This window comes from Prochlorococcus marinus XMU1402, assembly GCF_017696205.1.
GTDB classification, from domain to species: Bacteria; Cyanobacteriota; Cyanobacteriia; order PCC-6307; family Cyanobiaceae; genus Prochlorococcus_A; species Prochlorococcus_A marinus_AC.
In genome coordinates this window covers 793,342-813,174 of the sequence record NZ_JAAORD010000001.1, presented here as the reverse complement: position 1 = coordinate 813,174, position 19,833 = coordinate 793,342, and the positions used below count along the sequence as shown (strand labels likewise).

Annotated in this window: 24 protein-coding genes and 1 tRNA gene; 10 read left to right on the top strand and 15 right to left on the bottom strand. The window is 30.2% G+C overall.

Translation table 11 applies throughout. The features are described from left to right. The first annotated feature begins 7 nt into the window (after positions 1 to 7). The gene (locus tag HA141_RS04645) at positions 8 to 475 is read left to right on the top strand and encodes a serine hydroxymethyltransferase (protein ID WP_209117380.1); all 468 of its coding nucleotides are present in this window, start codon (positions 8 to 10) and stop codon (positions 473 to 475) included. Between the two features lie 16 nt (positions 476 to 491). On the opposite strand, the gene dnaG is transcribed toward HA141_RS04645, so the two are convergent. Further along, entirely contained in the window at positions 492 to 2,525 is a 2,034-nt protein-coding gene (dnaG, locus tag HA141_RS04640; RefSeq protein ID WP_209117378.1) for a DNA primase, read from the bottom strand. A gap of 93 nt (positions 2,526 to 2,618) precedes the next feature. Here dnaG and HA141_RS04635 point away from each other — a divergent pair, with 93 nt between their 5' ends. The 5 genes from HA141_RS04635 to HA141_RS04615 are packed head-to-tail and all read left to right on the top strand — an operon-like array spanning position 2,619 to position 5,330. Continuing rightward, complete coding sequence (locus HA141_RS04635) at positions 2,619 to 3,509, top strand: DMT family transporter (protein WP_209117376.1); 891 nt, start codon at positions 2,619 to 2,621, stop codon at positions 3,507 to 3,509. Positions 3,510 to 3,534: 25 nt separating this feature from the next. After that, on the top strand, positions 3,535 to 3,891 hold the full coding sequence (locus tag HA141_RS04630) for a glycine zipper 2TM domain-containing protein (RefSeq protein WP_209117373.1): 357 nt from the start codon (positions 3,535 to 3,537) through the stop codon (positions 3,889 to 3,891). Beyond that, complete coding sequence (gene ruvA, locus HA141_RS04625) at positions 3,892 to 4,569, top strand: Holliday junction branch migration protein RuvA (protein WP_209117371.1); 678 nt, start codon at positions 3,892 to 3,894, stop codon at positions 4,567 to 4,569. Positions 4,570 to 4,601: 32 nt separating this feature from the next. Then, the gene (gene rpsO, locus HA141_RS04620; RefSeq protein ID WP_209117369.1) at positions 4,602 to 4,871 is read left to right on the top strand and encodes a 30S ribosomal protein S15; all 270 of its coding nucleotides are present in this window, start codon (positions 4,602 to 4,604) and stop codon (positions 4,869 to 4,871) included. 9 nt (positions 4,872 to 4,880) lie between these two features. Next, positions 4,881 to 5,330 carry a PAM68 family protein gene (locus HA141_RS04615; RefSeq protein WP_209117367.1) on the top strand — a complete coding sequence of 150 codons (450 nt, stop codon included), beginning with the start codon at positions 4,881 to 4,883 and terminating at the stop codon, positions 5,328 to 5,330. Position 5,331: 1 nt separating this feature from the next. On the opposite strand, the gene HA141_RS04610 is transcribed toward HA141_RS04615, so the two are convergent. The 9 genes from HA141_RS04610 to HA141_RS04570 form a co-directional block, all read right to left on the bottom strand. Next, positions 5,332 to 8,829 carry a DNA polymerase III subunit alpha gene (locus HA141_RS04610; RefSeq protein WP_209117365.1) on the bottom strand — a complete coding sequence of 1,166 codons (3,498 nt, stop codon included), beginning with the start codon at positions 8,827 to 8,829 and terminating at the stop codon, positions 5,332 to 5,334. 84 nt (positions 8,830 to 8,913) lie between these two features. Then, on the bottom strand, positions 8,914 to 10,362 hold the full coding sequence (gene gatA / locus HA141_RS04605; RefSeq protein ID WP_209117362.1) for an Asp-tRNA(Asn)/Glu-tRNA(Gln) amidotransferase subunit GatA: 1,449 nt from the start codon (positions 10,360 to 10,362) through the stop codon (positions 8,914 to 8,916). A 28-nt stretch (positions 10,363 to 10,390) separates the two neighbouring features. Continuing rightward, a complete protein-coding gene (locus tag HA141_RS04600; protein WP_209117360.1) occupies positions 10,391 to 10,606 on the bottom strand; it encodes a DUF1816 domain-containing protein in 216 nt (71 codons plus the stop codon). A 143-nt stretch (positions 10,607 to 10,749) separates the two neighbouring features. Then, entirely contained in the window at positions 10,750 to 11,757 is a 1,008-nt protein-coding gene (rlmB, locus tag HA141_RS04595; protein ID WP_209117358.1) for a 23S rRNA (guanosine(2251)-2'-O)-methyltransferase RlmB, read from the bottom strand. Between the two features lie 4 nt (positions 11,758 to 11,761). Next, the gene (locus tag HA141_RS04590) at positions 11,762 to 12,160 is read right to left on the bottom strand and encodes a ribonuclease III domain-containing protein (protein WP_209117356.1); all 399 of its coding nucleotides are present in this window, start codon (positions 12,158 to 12,160) and stop codon (positions 11,762 to 11,764) included. Beyond that, the gene (locus HA141_RS04585) at positions 12,157 to 12,546 is read right to left on the bottom strand and encodes an STAS domain-containing protein (RefSeq protein WP_245157275.1); all 390 of its coding nucleotides are present in this window, start codon (positions 12,544 to 12,546) and stop codon (positions 12,157 to 12,159) included. The genes HA141_RS04590 and HA141_RS04585 overlap by 4 nt, the downstream gene beginning before the upstream one ends. A gap of 32 nt (positions 12,547 to 12,578) precedes the next feature. Next, the gene (gene carA / locus HA141_RS04580; RefSeq protein WP_209117354.1) at positions 12,579 to 13,718 is read right to left on the bottom strand and encodes a glutamine-hydrolyzing carbamoyl-phosphate synthase small subunit; all 1,140 of its coding nucleotides are present in this window, start codon (positions 13,716 to 13,718) and stop codon (positions 12,579 to 12,581) included. Continuing rightward, complete coding sequence (gene trpD, locus HA141_RS04575) at positions 13,718 to 14,767, bottom strand: anthranilate phosphoribosyltransferase (protein WP_209117352.1); 1,050 nt, start codon at positions 14,765 to 14,767, stop codon at positions 13,718 to 13,720. Before trpD ends, carA begins: the two co-directional genes overlap by 1 nt. Before the next feature lie 29 nt (positions 14,768 to 14,796). After that, positions 14,797 to 15,093: a DUF3288 family protein gene (locus tag HA141_RS04570; protein ID WP_209117350.1), complete on the bottom strand. Its 297-nt coding sequence runs from the start codon at positions 15,091 to 15,093 to the stop codon at positions 14,797 to 14,799. 80 nt (positions 15,094 to 15,173) lie between these two features. Here HA141_RS04570 and HA141_RS04565 point away from each other — a divergent pair, with 80 nt between their 5' ends. The 3 genes from HA141_RS04565 (at position 15,174) to HA141_RS04555 (ending at position 17,788) form a co-directional block, all read left to right on the top strand. Next, positions 15,174 to 16,919 carry an ABC transporter ATP-binding protein gene (locus HA141_RS04565; protein WP_209117347.1) on the top strand — a complete coding sequence of 582 codons (1,746 nt, stop codon included), beginning with the start codon at positions 15,174 to 15,176 and terminating at the stop codon, positions 16,917 to 16,919. A 38-nt stretch (positions 16,920 to 16,957) separates the two neighbouring features. After that, positions 16,958 to 17,680 (top strand): peptide-methionine (S)-S-oxide reductase MsrA, encoded by a 723-nt coding sequence (gene msrA / locus HA141_RS04560; RefSeq protein ID WP_209117344.1) that lies wholly within the window; start codon positions 16,958 to 16,960, stop codon positions 17,678 to 17,680. A gap of 34 nt (positions 17,681 to 17,714) precedes the next feature. Beyond that, a tRNA-Pro gene (locus tag HA141_RS04555) sits at positions 17,715 to 17,788 on the top strand. On the opposite strand, the gene HA141_RS04550 is transcribed toward HA141_RS04555, so the two are convergent. Further along, the gene (locus tag HA141_RS04550) at positions 17,789 to 17,941 is read right to left on the bottom strand and encodes a hypothetical protein (protein WP_209117341.1); all 153 of its coding nucleotides are present in this window, start codon (positions 17,939 to 17,941) and stop codon (positions 17,789 to 17,791) included. It abuts the tRNA gene before it with no gap. A 55-nt stretch (positions 17,942 to 17,996) separates the two neighbouring features. Beyond that, positions 17,997 to 18,797: an undecaprenyl-diphosphate phosphatase gene (locus tag HA141_RS04545; RefSeq protein ID WP_209117338.1), complete on the bottom strand. Its 801-nt coding sequence runs from the start codon at positions 18,795 to 18,797 to the stop codon at positions 17,997 to 17,999. Between the two features lie 81 nt (positions 18,798 to 18,878). On the opposite strand from HA141_RS04545, the gene HA141_RS04540 reads away from it, so the two are divergent. After that, positions 18,879 to 19,157, top strand: coding sequence for a hypothetical protein (locus HA141_RS04540; protein WP_209117336.1), 279 nt, complete (start codon positions 18,879 to 18,881; stop codon positions 19,155 to 19,157). A gap of 4 nt (positions 19,158 to 19,161) precedes the next feature. Here the strand turns inward: HA141_RS04540 and HA141_RS09695 are convergent, their stop codons facing one another. The 3 genes from HA141_RS09695 to HA141_RS04535 form a co-directional block, all read right to left on the bottom strand. Next, positions 19,162 to 19,296: a hypothetical protein gene (locus HA141_RS09695; RefSeq protein WP_011818343.1), complete on the bottom strand. Its 135-nt coding sequence runs from the start codon at positions 19,294 to 19,296 to the stop codon at positions 19,162 to 19,164. 64 nt (positions 19,297 to 19,360) lie between these two features. Continuing rightward, entirely contained in the window at positions 19,361 to 19,486 is a 126-nt protein-coding gene (locus HA141_RS09690; RefSeq protein WP_257472844.1) for a hypothetical protein, read from the bottom strand. Positions 19,487 to 19,583: 97 nt separating this feature from the next. Then, on the bottom strand, positions 19,584 to 19,811 hold the full coding sequence (locus HA141_RS04535; protein ID WP_209117334.1) for a DUF1830 domain-containing protein: 228 nt from the start codon (positions 19,809 to 19,811) through the stop codon (positions 19,584 to 19,586). Positions 19,812 to 19,833 lie beyond the last annotated feature (22 nt).

The window sequence follows — 19,833 nt, the reverse complement described above, 5'->3', positions numbered from 1 at the left end:
AAATAAAATGGAATTTATAATATTTTTGAGCAAATTAGATAAAGAGATTCTTGACTTAGTAGTAAAAGCAAACTACGTAGTTGAAGAAAATAAAATTGAATGTCTCTTAAACAAAGAAATAAAAGGACTACATAATTTTGAAGAAAAAAAAATAATAATATGTACTGAAAATGCAAAAAGGAAAACGAGTTATAGAAATAAAAAACAACTACTAAGCAAAGATAACTTCAAAACAGAAAGGGCAATAAGAAAAGCATTAAGACATGAAGTAACTCATGTGATACAAAGATGTAACAACAATAAAACAATAGGGGATATAAAAAAATTAGAAAGTAAATTGCATCAAAGTAAGAGAAAAGCATTAGAGTTTTCTACTTCAAATTTTTCTGGGAATTATGCAAAAGAAGTAGAAGCTTATGTTCTTGAAGACAAACCCAAAAAGGTAAAAAGAATGATTAAAAAATACTGCCTATAAATTTAAAGAAAACATATTAACTAGCGGCGAAATTGCCACAACGTTGCTTATCTAAAAAGTTTATATGTTCTCTCTCTAAGTAATATAATTCCTGAAATTTAATAGCATCTGAGTTTAAATCCTTAAAAAGATCATCTATCTCTTTATTTGTATTTGATGAGCCTGAAGAAGGACTATCGATTAGAATAGATATACAATTTTCTAAAGTTTTTAATCTTTGAGATCCCCAAGATTCGATCAAGTGTCTACATCTTTTTAGAGAATTATATTTCTCAAGAAGTGATAATGTTCCAAGTAAATTGTCTTTAGGATTACTCAGCAATGTTAAGAACAATTCATTTGGATTAATAAAAATATTAATTTTATTTGATGATTCAGGAGAATTAAGAACTACGTAGTCAGGCAGAAGTGAAATTAAATTAACAGAAGAAAAATCTTTTTGAAGAATTTGACTATTTGTTTGTTTTAAATCATTTAAGTAGTTTAAACCTAAAATATTTTGTTCAATTTTTGAAATAGCTTCCCATAAACTTTGAATATAAGAAGTATTAAAACCATTAATTTCTCTTTTGAGAAATTCATCACGAATAAATAGCCTGAGATCAGGACAGTGTAAATAATAAAAAATTATTTCCGATTCATTTTTTTCTCTTCGAGAGATTTCATTTGGTTGTTCAAATTTTTTTGATCTACCATGCCAACGAAATCCCTTAACTTGATTTCTTAAATCCTGTTCAAACTGTATTGCTAGCCTAGCTTGTCCCTTACTTAATTGTTCGGAAACTTTTTGTAAATAATGAGTTCTAGTTGATGATTGAGGTAATTTACTCAACAATTTTACCAATGAAAATATAACACTCTGGAAAACTTCAGATTTAGTTAAATCCTTATCTTTAAAAATCTGATCAATCTCCCAATCAATCCAAAAGGATGAATTATCAATTAAATTGAAATAATCTTCAGGGGTATGACTATTCAAATATTCATCAGGATCTTTAAAATGACTTAGTTGAAGTATCTTTAGATTAATTTGATCATGGAGAGATAAGCTTTCGACTTCTTTTATTACTCTTTTTGTAGCTGAAATTCCTGCACTATCAGAATCAAAATTCAAAATTATATTTTTATTATCTGTGCATCTACATAGTTGAGAAATTTGATACTTATTTAATGCGGTACCGAGAGAAGCCACAGAATTAGAAATACCCTTTGAGTGAAGAGAAATAACATCAAAGTAGCCTTCAACAATAATAGCTTTATCATTTTTTCTAATATTGCTTGAAGCTTTTTCAAATGCAAACAACATTTTTCCCTTTTCAAATATCTCTGATTCTGGTGAATTAAGATATTTGGGTTCTTGGTCATCAAGAGATCTTCCTCCAAAAGCAACTACTCTTCCCTGCATATCATGTATTGGAACAATTAATCTATTTCTAAAACGATCATATATCTTGTCAGATTTATCTTTAGAAATTGCAAGACCTGAAGCTAATATTAAATTAATAGGAAACTTTTCTACCTTTGATAGATAGTCAAATAAGTTATTCCATGAATTTGGGGCAAAACCTAATTCAAAATCATCAATAATCTTGTCACTAAAGTTTCTCTTTGATGTTAAATATTTCATAGCTTCAAAACCAGAAGAATTATTTAATTGAGACTTGAACCAATTTTTAGTGACTCTTAAAATTTTATAAAGCTCTTCCTTTCTAGATAATTGTTTTTTATAAGCTTCAACTTGGGGACCCTCAAGATTTTCAACATTAATATTATTTTTTTTAGCGAGAGAAAGTACAACATCTGAAAAATTTGCCCGTGTAAATTCCATTAAAAATTTAATAGAGTTTCCACCAGCACCACAAGAAAAACAATAATAGAATTGTTTAGTTGGTGATACAGTCATAGATGGCTTAGTATCATCATGAAAAGGACAAATTCCAACAAATTCCTTGCCTTTTTTCTTAAGAACAATATGTTCAGATATAACATCAACAATATCTGCCTTTTCCTTAACCTCTTGAATAGTTCTTGGGTGTATAGAATGAACCATTGAGATTTTTATCAAAAAATAAATAATGATTTATTTGTTATAGGTCAAAATCAAATAAGAATCTACTTAATTTCACAATAAAAATATTTTTAAATGATAAATATTACCGTATTAGAAAAAAAATTTAATTCACTGAATAAGTTTAATTTGGTATTTGCTTCATTCTTCTTTAGTTTGATGACATTGTGTGTAAAAAATATTGATAAAAGGATACCTATTTATGAGTTGGTTTTATTCAGATCATTGTTAAGTTTAATTATTACATTATTTATAATTAATCTAAAAAATATAAATCCTTGGGGCAAAAATAGACCTTTACTTATCTTAAGAGGTGTTTTAGGAACTTTAGCTTTAGTTTGTATTTTTTATGCGATAAGAAATATGCCCCTTAGTATATCTACTGTCATTCAGTACACATATCCTATATTTATATCTATATTTGCTGGCATATTTATAAACGAAAAAATAACTAGGAATATAATTTTTGCCTTAATTATTGGCTGGATTGGAATATTAATAATATTAAATCCAAGTCAGTTATCAAATATAAACGTTGAAATTGAAAATGTTTCGATTTCAATAGCATTTATTGGAGCTATATGCACTGCATTAGCTTACGTTACAGTTAAGAAACTTTCATTTACTGAAGATGTTTATGTAATTATTCAATATTTTCCACTTATTTCTTTTATAACTTTATTGCCAATTGTATTAATGAACTGGGTTACCCCTAATTGGAATGAATTAGTATGGATAATTGGAATTGGCTTATTTACTCAATTAGGTCAGACTTTCTTAACTATAGGATTAAAAAATTTACCTGCTACCGAAGCCTCAACAATTAACTATTTGCAAGTTTTATTCGGCTCAATTTGGGGAATTTTGTTTTTTAGTGAAATAATAAACATAAACTTTTTAATAGGGGCCACACTAGTTTTATTAGGAACTATTATATCCACTACCAAAATAATCAAAAAGACATAGAATAATATAAGAATAATAAAAAACGGTGAAATTTTTCTATTTAGCTTTATTATTTTGTTTTTCTCCTATTGTTCAAGTTAATGCAACAACTCCTAAGTCAGTAACCTGTACAAGAACTGAATATAGAGAGGAATATATTCCTGGGACAAAATCAAGCCCAGGATACGTAAAAAGTTATGAAATGGATGTTGAAATACCCTGTGGAGGTCAACGCCAAGTGGAAAAAATTGATGACAATGACTGTAGTGAAGGTACAGTTATTGGGGGTCTTCTTGGTGCTGGAATAGCACTTTCCTCCAGTAGAGGAAAAGATAGATTTTGGGCAGTGCCTGCTGGTGGTACAGCAGGGGCACTAATTGGATGTCAGGTGGATGGTGGTTAATTGATTAGCTGGATAAATGGAGAGTTTGTTGAATTATGGCAAACAAATCAAAAATTTTTTGTTTTAATAAATTGTCAAGGAATAGGATACGAAATACAAATATTAGAAACCTTTTTTCTCAAATTAAAATCAAATCAGATAACTAATAAAAATATTACTCTTTGGATAAAACATATTAAGAAAGAAGATTCAGATTTACTATTTGGTTTTACATCAAAGGATCAAAAGAATTTTTTTATTGAAATTTTAAGTATTCGAGGTGTTGGATCTCAAATTGGAATGGCGATATTAAATAAATTTTCCATTAGTGAAGTTTTCAATGCAATAAAAACTCAAAACAAAAAATTAATCTGTTCCGTGCCTGGTATAGGGCAAAAAATGAGTGATCGGCTAATTTTAGAATTAAAAAGTAAATTTAAAAGTGAAATACAATTTGAAGAAGAAAAAGGAAAAGATGAATTTGAGATTATGGATCCCGAAATTAATAAAATGATGGAGGACCTGCAGTTAACTCTTCAATCATTAAATTACAAAAATAAAGAAATAAAAACTATCTTACCCATTCTTATTAAAGAAGTCGATATCCTAGATAAAAAAGAAAATAGTTTATCATTTGAAAATTTATTGAAATTAGCTATGGATTATCTAGATAAAGATATTAGTAATTTATCTATGTGACGTAGTATTATGGATTAAGGAAAATAAATTTTATGTCATTAGATACAGCTGAAAAACAGGAGCTTATTGAAACTCATCAGGTTCATCCAACTGATACAGGATCAGTTGAAGTTCAAGTAGCAATGCTTTCTAAAAGAATATCGAAATTAAGTGACCACCTTCAAGGAAACATTCATGATTTTGCTTCTAGGCAAGGATTATTAAAAATGATTGGTAAAAGGAAAAGATTACTAACCTATATAAAAGACAAAAACGTTCAGAAATATCAAGATCTAGTAAAGAAAATTGGAATCAGAGGATGATTTCAATTAATGAAAAGAAAGCAATCCAAAAAAAAGACACAAAATAAAAAGAAAAAAGTTTTTTCTGAGAAAGATGCGTTTGCTAATTTAGAAAAAACATCTAATACTTTAACTACCAAAAAGAAAATATCTAATGGGATACCTAAATATGTTGCTGATAGAATGGCGAGAAGAATTTTTTTTACAGCAGGCATACCAACAATATTAGGAATGTCGGTTTTTGTTGTTAGCTACATTATCGTTACAAGAAATATTGCTGAAATACCTCCTTCCTCAACAATTGCTGTTTCAGCTTTGTTTTTCTTATTAGGTCTCGCAGGATTAAGTTTTGGAATATTATCAGCTAGTTGGGATAAAGAGCCTGGATCTTTTTTCGGTATTGAAAATATTCCATTGAATATAGAACGAGCAAAAGCAGCCTTTAAACCTGCAACTCAAAATTTTGAAGATAATGGTTAATCTAGGATACTAAAGATTTCAAATTAACTTGAAATGATTTATTTTCTAATAGTTTGCATGCTCCCTGAATATCTCCAATACAAAATTGTTCCCCAAATTTAACGTAGGTAACGCTATTTTTACTTCTTACTGCAGCTAAAACTGGAATCTTTATTCCACATCTACCTTTATCTGGTTTAAATTTAATTAAACAGTCTCTCAAAGTATTTTGTACTCTTACATCTGATGCTTGAGAACTTTCAAGATTAATAATAAGCAATTTGAGGTTATCTATTTCTCTACAATCATCAATTATTAATTGAGTCTTATCACTCTTTTTATCAATTGTTGCCCACAATAATAATCTAGTATCAGTCAAAAGAAATTCTGATAATCTTACATAGGTTTTTGGAAAAACTACTGCTTCGCAACTTCCAGAAAGATCTTCTAGCTGGACTATAGCCATCCTATCTCCTTTTCTAGTTGTGATTTGCTTCAAATCAGGAATCATGCCAACTAAAGATACTTTGGTTCTATCTTTGGTTTCTTCTAACTGCGAAATGCTTATGGGAGAAATAAGTTTAGCTGGCTTAGTTAAATGTTTTAGAGGATGATCAGATAAATAAAAGCCTAAGAGCTGCTTTTCTAACTTTAACTTTTCAATAAGTGAATAATCATCAACCTTAGCTAATTGTGAATCTGAAAAAGCAATATTAGAAAATTCTTCTTTAGAGTCAAATAAATTTCCTTGCCCGGATAATCTATCACGATTTCTTGAAGAGGCCCACTCAACAACGTGTTCGAGATCTGACAATAACTGAGCTCTATTATTATCATTTGAAAACTCATCTAGTGCTCCACAATGAATTAAGGATTCAAGACTTCTTTTGTTAAGAACACTAGAAGGTAAACGATCGCACAAATCCGATAATGACTTAAAGATTCCAAAACTATTTCGGTTTTCAATTATATTTCTTATTGCGGAATCTCCTAAATTCTTAATTGCAGATAACCCAAATATAATCTGATTATTTTTAATAGTGAAATCAACCCCTGAAAAATTAATGCTTGGTGAAATAACTTCTATTCCCATCGAATAACAATTGGAAATATATCTTTGCATCTTGTCGCTAGAGCCTGCATTTACACTTAAAAGGGCTGCCATATATGCAACAGGAAAATGGGCTTTTAAAAATGCAGTTTGATAAGTTACAGCCCCATAAGCCGTTGAATGACTTTTGTTAAAACAATATTCTGCGAATAAAACCATTTGATCAAAAAGATCATTTGCTAATTTTTCATTTACACCTTTCTTCATAGAACCTTCTACAAAAATACTTCTATGCTTAACCATTTCAGATACTTTCTTTTTCCCCATTGCCCTTCGAAGTAAATCGGCATCACCTAAAGAATAACCTGCCAGGTCTTGTGCAATTTTCATAATTTGTTCTTGGTAAACCATAATTCCATAGGTTTCAGTGAGAATTGACTCAATAAGAGGATGAGGGAAATCGACCTTTTCATTCCCATTTTTTCGATTTATAAATTTAGGAATAAGGCCTGCATCAAGAGGACCAGGTCTATAAAGAGCAAGTATTGACGAAATATCCTCAAGAGAGTTAGGTTTGAAATCCTTAACAACCTGTTTCATACCAGAAGATTCAAGTTGAAAAATACCTTCAAGATCTCCTCTCCCAATAAGCTCAAAGGTTTTCCCATCATTTTGAGGTAACTCATCAATATTTATTTTCTTCCCAGTAGATTGATTAATAATAGAAACTGTCTTTTCAATCATCGTAAGATTCTTAAGCCCCAAGAAATCCATTTTCAATAATCCAAGTGATTCGATATCATCCATAGAATATTGGGTTATTATTTGTCCTTCATTGTTTCTTTGAAGAGGTACAAGTTCGTCAAGCGGATCTGATGCGATAACAACTCCAGCAGCATGGACTCCATATGTTTTATTAGTTCCTTCAATTCTCAAAGCTAAATCAACCCATTTTTTTACTCTATTATCATTAATATATTTGTCTCTAAACTCTTGGCTAGGAGAATTCCTATCAATCATTTCATTTAGTTTATAAGGTTTCCCTCTTACAACTGGTATTAACTTAGCCAATTTATCAGCCTCACCATAAGATATGTCTAGAACTCTTGCAACATCTTTTAAAACAGCCTTAGAGGTCATTTTATTGAAAGTAATTATTTGCGCAACCTTATCCTCTCCATAACGATTAGTAACATAATCAATAACTTCGTTTCTCCTATCAATACAAAAGTCGGTATCAATATCTGGCATGGACTTTCTCGCTGGATTTAAAAATCTCTCAAACAACAATCCGTGCTCAACTGGATCTATATTTGTGATTTGAAGGGCATAAGCTACTAATGATCCTGCCGCAGAACCTCTACCTGGTCCTACTGGGATAGAGTTATCTCTAGCAAATTTGATGTAGTCCCAAACTACCAAAAAATAATCTGGGAAACCCATATCTTTTATGATTTTTAATTCGGCAGTTAGTCTATTTCTATAGTTCTCATCAACTTCTGTAAGATCATTTTTTTTAAGTCTTTTTAAAAGACCTTGGTTAGATAATTGTGTTAGGAAAGAAAATGAATCTGTATCTTCATTGAGAGGGAATTTTGGCATTCTGTAATTACCAAACAAATCAAATACTTCAACTTTTTGGGAAATTTCTACTGTATTATTTACTGCCTCATTAATTGATTCATCATCAATATGATCCTTAAAAAGTTCAAGCATTTCATTTTCACTTTTAATGTATTCTGTGCCTGTATATCTCAATCTTTTTTCATCACTTATTAGTTTTCCGGTTAATACACAAAGCAACGCATCATGTGCTTCAACATCCATATTTGACAAGTAGTGCGCGTCGTTAGTAGCGATGACTTTTATTTGGTGTTTCTTACCAATTTTTATCAATTCAACGTTAACAATTCTATCCTCAATAGAGCCGTGATCTTGTATTTCTAAATAAAAATCATCTGCAAATAAATTTTTATACCAAAGAGCTATATTCTCTGCTACGTCTAATCTACCTTTGAGGATAGCTTGAGGTATCTCTCCACCAAGACAAGCTGTAGAAACAATAAGACCATCACTATATTTACTTAAAAGAGATTTATCAATACATGGTCTAGAAAAAATGCCACGACCTCTCATCCCATTTAAATGACTAATTGTTGTTAACTTAACTAAATTCTTATAACCAGTATAATTTTTTGCTAACACCACCAAATGATATCTTTTTTCTTTTTTAGGTTGAGGATCATCAATAGAACCATTAATCACATACATTTCATTACCAATTATTGGTTTTATGCCTTTCTCTTTACACCTCTTGACTAAATCGAGAACACCATACATAACTCCATGATCAGTAAGAGCTATAGATTCCATTCCAAGTTCAGAAGCTCTTTCTACAATTTTTGAAATTTGACTGGCTCCATCAAGTAAGCTGTAGTCACTATGATTATGAAGCGGAACAAAACCCATATTCAAATAATTTATATATATAAGATAGAGAAAATTTCAGAAAGATCTATACTTTGTGATTACAAATTAATTATTAATACAAATTTAGAATACTGGTCTGTTCTTAATTACCTGCGCATCAATTTCGAAAATATTTGCGGCATTCAATATCCGATTCTCCTCTAACACATTTCCAATTAATTGAAGTCCTATTGGTAAACCTTTAGTATCAAAACCACAAGGAATACTTATAGCTGGTAGTCCTGCCAAATTAGCAGGAACAGTTAATAGATCAGACAGATACATAGAAAGAGGATCATTGGCAAAATCACCCTTTAAAAAAGCGGTAGTTGGGCATGTCGGAGTTAATAAAATATCTACTTTTTTGAAAGCATTATCAAAGTCTTTTCTAATTAATGTTCTAACTTGTTGTGCTTTCTTGTAATAAGCGTCATTGTATCCAGCAGACAAAGCATAAGTTCCTATTAAAATTCTTCTTTGCACTTCATCACCAAATCCTTCAGCTCTGCTTTTTGAAGTCATATCGAGAAGATTAGAACATTCATTCGATCTATAACCATATTTAACTCCATCGTATCTAGCCAAATTTGCAGATGCTTCAGATGGTGCAATTACATAATATGTGGCAATTCCATCGTTAAATCTAGGACATTCAACTTCAATAATGTCGGCTCCTAAAGTTTGAAATCTTTCAACAGCAGATAGAACTGAATCTTTAACTTCTAAATTTAAGCCGGGATGTTCAAAGCATTCTTTAATGATCCCAATTTTTAAATTCTTTATAGATTTATTTAAATCATTCAGATAATTTGGTACCGGTTTATCAAGACATGTTGAATCTAAGGGATCTTTACCAGATATTGAATAAAGAATTTCAGCGGCATCAGAGACAGTATTTGTAATTGGGCCAATTTGATCGAGAGAGCTAGCAAATGCTACTAATCCCCATCTACTTACTCTGCCATAGGTAGGCTTGAGCCCAACAACTCCACAAAAAGAGGCTGGTTGTCTTATTGAACCTCCAGTATCAGAGCCTATAGCAGCGGCAGATAATCCAGCAGCAACTGAAGCAGCACTGCCTCCTGAACTACCACCAGGAACTCTATTAATATCCCAAGGATTCGAAGTAACTCCAAAGAAAGAAGTCTCTGTTGAACTACCCATTGCAAATTCGTCCAAATTTGTTTTACCTAAACAAATACCTCCTGAAGACCATAATTTACTTGATGCTGTAGATTCATAAGGTGCAACAAAGCTTTCGAGCATTTTACTTGCACAAGTAGTTAGGACTCCCTTAGTGCAAATATTATCCTTAATTGCTATCGGGATTCCTGCAAGAGGAGGAAGTATTTCTCCATTTTGAATTAATTTATCTATATATTCAGCTTGTATGATTGCATTATCTTTTGTAGTACATATATAAGAATTAATTTTGGGGTCTTTGGAATCGATTTTTAAAAAAAAATCATTAATTAATTCTTTAACAGAAGCATTTTTATTATTAATTTCCTTTCTTAAAGAATTAAAATTCATTTCTCAACTTTTTATCAAAATATAATTATCAAAAGGTTAATGGTTCATCTTTTTTGCAACGAACTAGACTATGTTTAATTTCAGTAGAGCCTTCATCAGTAAGGTCTTTCATAAATGAAGACATATTATCTTTTAAGCTTTTTTTTGTAAGAAAAGGACCATACCAGTAGGTGGTATTAGGATTTTCTGTCTCAATTTTAGCCCACCAAGCTAATCCAAGTTTGTTTCCAAAATTTCTAATCAATTTTTTAGATCTTTGTAGATCGTAAATTCTTGTTAAATTCTATACAATTTTGTAGTTAAAATTCAATAAATTTCTATTAATTATATAAATGTATTGAAACAACCATATTTTAATGAGTATAAAAAGTAGTAACTTTTAAAAATTTATTTACAGGTTAAGTGAAATATTGAAATTGCAGCAGCGACTGAGGCGTTTAAACTTGATGTTTTACCTTTAAGAGGAATGCTTAATAGAAAATCACATTTTTTTTGAGTAAGTAAAGAAATTCCTTTATCTTCAGCTCCTACTATTAATACTAAAGGGGGTTTTTCATTAAACTTTGAAAGCGATAATTTAGCATCTCCAGATAATCCTACAACAAGAAAGCCTTTTTGCTTTAGCTGTTCAAGTGCCCTATTTAAATTAACAACTCTACTTACTGGTAAGTGTTCCAAGGCTCCTGCTGCTACTTTGGCAACTGTTCCAGTTAAGCCTGCAGATCTTCTTTGAGGAATGATAATACCATTGCAATTAAAGGCCTCTGCTGATCTAATAATTGCACCAAGATTATGTGGGTCAGTAATACCATCTATGGCAAGAATAATAGGATTTGAAGTTTCCTTTTTAGAAAAATCAATTAAATTTTCTAGTGATATTGTTTTAGAACATGCCAACTGCAATGCAATACCTTGATGTGAAGCACCACATGTCAATTGTGAAAGTCTGCTCCAAGAAACTTCTTCGATAAGGACACCTCTAGATTTAAAATCCTTGAGTAAAATGTAAAACTTCTCTGAAGAAAAGATTTCTGAAGTACACCAAATCCTATTAATATATCTTTCATTAGTAAGGGCTTCAAAAACAGAATGCTTTCCCCATATCCAATCATCAAAATTTCTTTTATTTGCTGTCCCTTCAAAAATATCGGAAGCTTTATAAGGCGATTCAGAAATATATTTGGGTATTGGCTTTCTATTGCTTAAAGATGAATAATTACTTTTATTTTTATAACTTACATTTATATTATTAGTGCTCTTTTCAGAAGAATTTTTCAAAAATTTGTTATTTCTTTTTGAAGAATTTTTATTTTTAGAGTAAAAATCAGAATTAGAATTTTTCTTGTTTGGTTTACTATTTTTTCCAGAAAAATTATTTTTAGATGAGTATTTCATTAATTCATTTAATTTTAATTTCAAGATACTTAAAAAGGGTTGATAATCTTTGAGGATCTTTTAGAAATAGCCAACCAATAAGAGTTTCAAAACCAGTTGCTCTTGAGTATATGGTCGGGTCTGACGATTTTGGGTATCTCTTAGTTTTATTTCTAGCACGTCTAATTAAATCGATTTCATTTGCATTCAATAAATGTTCAATTTGACTTAAAGAATTTGATTGAGATTTTGCTTTTACTTCGTTTACAACTGATAAATGGAGTTCTTTTGATTTCAAAGGAAAATGAACATATCTTAGTCTTTGATGAAGTTCCCATACTGAATCACCCAGCCAAGCAAGTTGAATAACACCTATTTCTTCAGGATTACCATATGGAACCAAGTTTTGAATCCAATAATTCAATTTTTTAAATAAGTTAAGGCATCTTCAAGACACGACTTTAAATTTAGAAAGTCGCCCAAACGAACAAGTTTAATTGTTTGAGCAACTCTAGAATTACCAACAATTGAAAAACCTAATTTTAACTTTTTACATTCTTTAGCCGTCTGAACAAGAGCTCCAAGTCCCGATGAATCTAGAAAATCAATTTTTGTAAGATCAATAACGAATGGATACTCATTTTTTAAATTATTACTAACAAAATTTTTAAATTGTTTTTCTGAGAAGGCATCAAGTTGGCCTTTAAAAGTAAAAACAATAATATTTGTTCTTAAATCAATGTTTCCTCTAAGAGAAACCGTTAACTTCTGAAAATCTTCTATTTTTAATTCCTCCAATAAATGTATCAAATGTAATTATCAAATCAAAAGAAAACAATATGTCAACATCTTTCTAACATTAGAGAAACAAATTTTTTAAATAAATAATCTGAATCATGAGGTCCAGGTCCTGCTTCCGGATGAAATTGAACACTAAATATAGGCTTATTATTAACTTCTAAACCAGCAACTGTGTTGTCATTAAGATTATGATGAGTAATTTTGACTATATCCTTTGAGAGAGAATTTGGGTCAATAGCGAAGCCATGATTCTGGCTAGTTATCTCAATTTTATTATTCTTGCCACAAGGATGATTTAAACCACGATGTCCAAATTGAAGTTTATAAGTTGCCCCCCCTAAAGCTAATCCAAATATTTGATGACCAAGGCAAATTCCGAACATAGGTATTTCACCATATTCAATAAGTGATCTTGCTAAATCTATTCCTTCATTAACGGAGGAGGGGTCACCTGGACCATTTGAGAAGAATATTCCATCAGGTTTATTAGATAAAACATCTTTTAAAGAGGATCGATAAGGTAAAACTAAAATTTCGCAACCATGAGAAACTAGTCTATTCAAAATTGATTTTTTTATTCCAAAATCAATTGCTACTATTTTTAACTTTTTAGTCTTTTCTAAATATTTTTTTCTAATATCAAAAGTTGTTTCTGAGGGTTTTTGCCATAAATATTGTTGCTTTGTAGTAACTTCTTTTGATAAATTTAATCCTTCCATTTTTGGAATTTCAGATATCTTTTTTAAACAATTTTCAACAGTTTTATCTTCAGAGGTTAAAATTCCGTTCATCGAACCATTAGATCTTAAAATCTTTACAAGGGCCCTCGTATCAATTCCATAAAGTCCTATTATGTTTTTCTCAACTAACCATTGATTAAAATCCTTTAGAGATCTCCAATTGCTATTGTTAGACGAATAATTTCTAACAATTATTCCTTTAACGTTAATACTAGATTCTGAATCTTCAAGATTAATACCAGTATTTCCAATTTCTGGATAAGTGAATGTTAAAATTTGTCCATAATAACTTGGATCAGTAATAACCTCTTGATATCCGGTCATTCCTGTATTAAAAACTATTTCACCAAAAGCAGTACCAGAAGCTCCAAAAGAAAATCCCGGAAATACAATACCATTACTTAAAACTAATTTTGCATTTTTCTTATATGGATTAATCATCAATTTGTAATTAATTCATCAGATGATAAAAAATGTTTTAAAAGTAAAAAATTGTTCCAGGGATCTCCTTGATTAATTGCAAATAAAGCTCTATTAAAGCCTTTATGAAGATCATCCTCAATTCCGGCTACCCAGAGAACTAATGCAGTATTCAGAGCAACAACTTCTTTATGAGATTCTTCCCCAGTACCATTTAAAACAGACTTTAATATATCCTCGTTAGAATTATTATTAGAAACTACAAGCTTATCGTTTGAAATATTTTCATAGTTAAAATCTGAAATATTTATTTTTGAGCATCGTAATTCACCATTCTCAACAAATACTAATTTATTTTCACCCTGAAGAGACGCCTCATCAAGGGCTCCACAACCATGTACTACTATTGCTCTATTCATGCCCATTTTTAATAGTGCACTACCCATGGGCATCAAAAGATCCTCTGAAGCAACGCCCAATACTTGCGCATTTGGTCTTAAAGGATTTACCAATGGTCCAAGTTGATTGAATACAGTCCTTATACCAAGAGCCTTTCTTAATGGAGCAAGTTTGATTAAAGATTTATGCCAAACAGGTGCAAACAAAAAAGTTATTCCAATTTCATTTACTGCAGAAACTACTTTTTCTAATGAACAGTTTAAATTCAAACCAAGATTCAACAAAACATCAGCAGAGCCAACTTTTCCGCTAGCACTTTTATTGCCGTGTTTGGCAATTTTTACCCCACAAGATGCAGATACAAAGGCTACTGCTGTAGAAATATTAAAAGTATTAGCACCATCTCCACCAGTTCCACAAGTATCTACCATGTTTAAATTTGGTCTTTCTACAGGCAATTCACAAACATTTAAGAGTTCCTCAGCCATAGAAGACAATTCTACACCTGTGCATCCTTTAGCTCTCAAAGCGCTCAGAAATGCTCCTGTTTGAACATCAGATATTTCATCATTAAGCCATCTTTGCATTAATGATCTAGAATTTTTTTCATCAAGATTAGAACCTTCTAGCAAAATATTTAGAATTTCTACGTTTGATAGATTAGATGACATTTAATAAATAAAAATTATTTAGATAGAATTTAATTTGAGGTATCAAAACCTGACCCAACTAAATCTTTATTTGTATTAGAAGGCCTAAAGCTTTTTGACCAAATTTTCTTTGTATTTGAAAAAAGTTCATTTTTAGTAATTTTCCAAAATTTTAAAATTTTTTCAATATCGTTTTTTATTTCAATTTCACCAGGGAAACCGTTATAACGATTTATCAATCTAGCTAAATTAATAAAGTCAAGATCTTCTGGTATTTCTTTACTGATAAGAGAATCTACAATATTCTTGTCTGTTTCATGTAAGGGATGAGTTTGTTCGTTACTCATAGAAAAAAGATGAATCATTTCTAAAATTAGCTCACATATTTAAAAATGAAACATTATCTTAATCATATTGGCAAAATAAAATGAAAAATTTAAAGTTAAAAGTTATATCTAAATACCTAAAACCATACAAAAAAGAATTTTTATTGGGAGCTTTAGCCCTTTTAATAGTAAATATATTGAGCGTTGTAATACCACTTCAAGTAAAAAATATAATTGATCAATTACAAAATAATTTCTCTTCAGAATTTGTTATTTCTAAATCATTATTTTTAATATTTTTAGCAACTTGTATGGGATTAATTAGACTATTTTCAAGACAAATTGTCTTTGGTATAGGTAGAAAGGTTGAAGTGAATCTTCGTCAAAAATTATTCGATCATTTACTAGTTCAAGACCCAGAATGGATCCAAAAAAAAGGAAGCGGAGATATTATTAGTAGAGCTACAAGTGATGTCGAGAACATAAGGCGGCTTTTAGGTTTTACTGTTTTAAGTTTATGCAACATTGTCTTGGCTTATTCTTTTACAATTCCGTCAATGTTTTCAATAAATAAAACATTAACTATATCTACGTTAATGATCTTTCCATTTATTCTTGGAATTGTGAGCTTATTCGGAGGAAGAATGGTTAAACAAAGAAAAGTTCAACAAGAATCATTATCCAAACTTAGTGATTTAATTCAAGAAGATCTTTCAGGCATAAGTGCAATAAAAATTTATGCACAAGAAAATGCAGAAAAAAAAGAATTTAGTTTATATAATAATGCTTATCGAAATGCAGCGATAAAACTTGCAAGAACTGCGAGTACACTATTCCCATTGTTACAAGGTATTTCATCAATATCATTATTAATTTTACTAGGATTGGGTACATATCAATTGGAGAGTGGATTTATTTCAATAGGTGGTTTAGTAGCTTTAATCCTTTTTGTAGAAAGGCTCGTTTTCCCAACAGCTCTTTTAGGTTTCACAATAAACACTTTTCAACTCGGTCAGGTAAGTTTAGATCGGGTAGAAGAAATATTTCAGAATAAACCAAATATTAAAGATGGTTCAAACAGTAGATTCTTAAAGAAAAAAGTAGAAGGGTTATTAGAGGCAAGAAACTTAACCATAAAATATCCCGGATCGATATTTAATTCACTAGAAAATCTCAATTTTAAAATTTTTCCTGGAGAACTAATTGCGATAGTTGGCCCTGTAGGTTGTGGCAAAACCACATTAGCGAAGTCTCTTGGAAGAACTATTGAAATTCCAGGGGGTCAATTATTTTTAGATGAAATTGATATAAAAAATATTAAATTAGAAGATCTTAGAAAAAATATTGCAATAGTTCCACAAGAAGCATTTTTATTTACTTCTACAATCTCAGAAAACCTTCGTTTTGGGAAACCTAAAGCTTCTAGGGAATTAATTAAAGAAAGTGCTGTAAAGGCTGGTTTAATCGATGATATAAATAATTTTCCTCAAAAGTTTAAAACAATTGTTGGTGAAAGAGGTATCACACTTAGCGGTGGACAGAGACAAAGAACAGCACTTGGAAGAGCATTACTTGTAAATTCACCCGTCGTTATTCTTGATGACGCATTAGCAAGCGTAGACAATAAAACAGCAGCAAGAATAATTGATGAAATGCGAAAAAGAAGTAAAAAAACTATTTTGATGATTAGTCATCAATTATCTGTGGCTGCAACTTGCGACAGGGTTTTAGTTATGGATAAAGGAGAAATAGTTCAAGAAGGTCATCATCAAGATTTAGTAAAGGAGAATGGTCTATATAAAAAACTATGGGATAGAGAGCTAGCCACTAATATTATTAAAAGCTAGAATTAATTTTTTTTCTTATGATAAAAAAAATTTAAATTATGTTTGAATTTCTAAAAAAAATTATGAATAATGAAAAGCTCATTTTAATTAATGATGGTAATTTATTCCATAGAATATTAAAGTCAGATATTAGAAAAGATCCTAATTCACAAGAAGATGAAATAATATTCGGGTGTGGTTGTTTTTGGGGAGCTGAAAAATGTTTTTGGAAACTTCCAGGAGTTGTAACAACCTCAGTTGGGTATGCTGGTGGTAGTAAAAGTAACCCAACTTATTATGAAGTATGTTCAGGTTTAACTGGTCATGCAGAAGTTGTTAGAGTTATTTGGGATAAAAGTAAAATAGATATAAGTGATCTACTAAAAATGTTTTGGGAATGTCATAACCCTACACAAAAAGATAGACAAGGTAATGATATTGGTTCGCAGTATAGGTCAGCGATATATTATAAAAATGAAAATAATAAGAAAATTATATTAGCTAGTAAAGAGCAATATCAAAAAGAATTAAATAAAAAAAACCTTGGTTTTATTGAAACAGAAATAAAAAAAATTAATAATTATTTTTATGCTGAAGATTACCATCAACAATATCTTGCATCAGAAGGAAGCAGGCAGTATTGCTCTGCTTCACCTACAAAAGTTAAGTTGGGAATTTTTACTGGAAGTAACTTTAAATTAAAAGATTATGTATGGGAAAACTTTAATTGGGAGGTAGAAAAGTGTGTATTGAGATCTGATAACAAACCTGTTAAAGAATAACATTTAAATACCTCTTATCTTTATAGTAATAATACGGGGCGTAGCGCAGTTTGGTAGCGCACCACTTTGGGGTAGTGGGGGTCGTGGGTTCAAATCCCGCCGTTCCGATCATTTATCATCATCACTTATAAGAGATTTATATAACTTATAAGAGCTTATCCCTACGGCAACGAAAGTAAAAGATGAGAAAAAAAATAAAACTAAAATCGTAAGATTCGAAACTTCAACTTCACCAAGATGGAACGATGTAAAAATATGCATTTGTTATTTTTTTTTAAACATTAACATAATTACAAAAAGTTTTTTTTACAACCATTCACAAATTTAAAAGGATTACAACAGCAAATACAACCCTGTAAATAATAAATATTTTTAAACCATTAGAAGATAAATATTTTAATAGGAAATCGATAGCAAATAAAGAAGAAAAAAATGTTGAAAAAAGACCAAAAATTAGAGGAATAAAAGTAAATGAAGATAATTGATTGAACGAAGAAATAAACTCGACGATCGCGGCAAGAGATATAGATGGTATACCCAAAAGAAAAGAAAATTTTGCAGCATCCCCTCTTTTCCATCCTGATATTAGAGCTGTAGAAATAGTTACACCTGATCTTGAAAAACCTGGAATAATAGCAAAAGCTTGGGAGCAACCAATTAAAAAACTATCTGAATATTTATGATTGTTTAGACTTATGGAACCTTTTTTCGAAATATCTGCTTTATACATAAACATTGCCATAAAAAGAGATACTAATGCAATTGATAAATTTGAACGAAATACTTTATCAAAAAAATATGGGAAAAATAATTTTATGCTCCCACCAAGAACAACAATTGGGATAGTGCTAAAAAATATAGACCTAAATAAACTTACATTTATGAAATAATCAGAAATATTTTTAGAAGTTTGACTTTTTAATTTAAGAATATCGTTCCTAAAATACCAAATCAGAGCAAAAACACTTCCTAATTGAATAATTGCAGACAAGGAGGGTCCAGGATCATTGAGACCTAAAAGAAAAGATATTACTTTCAAGTGAGCAGTACTACTTACTGGAATAAATTCTGTTAAACCTTGAATAATGCCATATAAAATAAATTCTAAATATTCCAAAACTTATAAATCTTCCTAATTTATTAATAGCAAATTACAAAATACAATTTACATTTAATAGGTAAAAGATAATATAAATCAATGAAAAAAAATTCTATTTTATTATTATTATTTCTTGTTTCTCCATTTTTTTTTCCTGGCACATTAAAAGCTAATTATTGGTTAATAATTGGTACATATAGACAGGGACCAGGAGGTAGGCCAGAAGTAAGCGGAATAACAAGTCCATCATTACACTCAATTCCAATGAAAGACTTGGATGCATGTAATGAGGCAGGTGAAAAAATAACTAATGAAATATATAAACCTGTTTGGCAATTTGATAGTAAATGGACTTGTGTATTTGGAGGTGATAATTAAAAAATTATCTTTTAACATCGTGCGCACAGCCATCGCCTTTATAATTTTCACTTTCGTAAAAATCATTTTTTGTGCCAAAGTAAACGGTGAGTAAAACAAATGGCAAACTTAATATAAACAAAATAGTTGTTAAATCCATAATTAAATAGTCAAATTAATAAGGTTATAAAAATCTAAATAACCACCTCTTAACTAAACTCAACCTAATAATCGGTTGGACCTTTTATCCCAAGATAAAAGAAGGCTCCTAAACCAACTAGAAGTAAAACCCCAGCAATGGCCGCTGATGGCACAAAGCCGCCTATTGCAAATGAAGAAAAATAAGTCATTACAAAAACTAAAACTAAAACTAGTTTGATAATATCAATAAAAAATTGGTATTTGTAAAAAATTTTGACTCTAAGACAATTAAGAAGTTAAGTTTTATTAGGCCACTAAAGTTGAATCTTCATTCTCTGATGAAACTCTTATTCTCTCTTCCAACTTAGGACCGTAAAGTTCATTTCCCCATATTTCAACTCTCGAATCGTTTGGAGCCATAAAAGTAAGAATATCAGTTGGGAATAAAACCCTCTCCAGAAAAAAGTTTGATGGACCAATACACCTCAAGACGACCATTCTACTCCCTTCGTTTTTGTAAGAAAACTCAACCATTCTAAAACAACAAAAATAATAT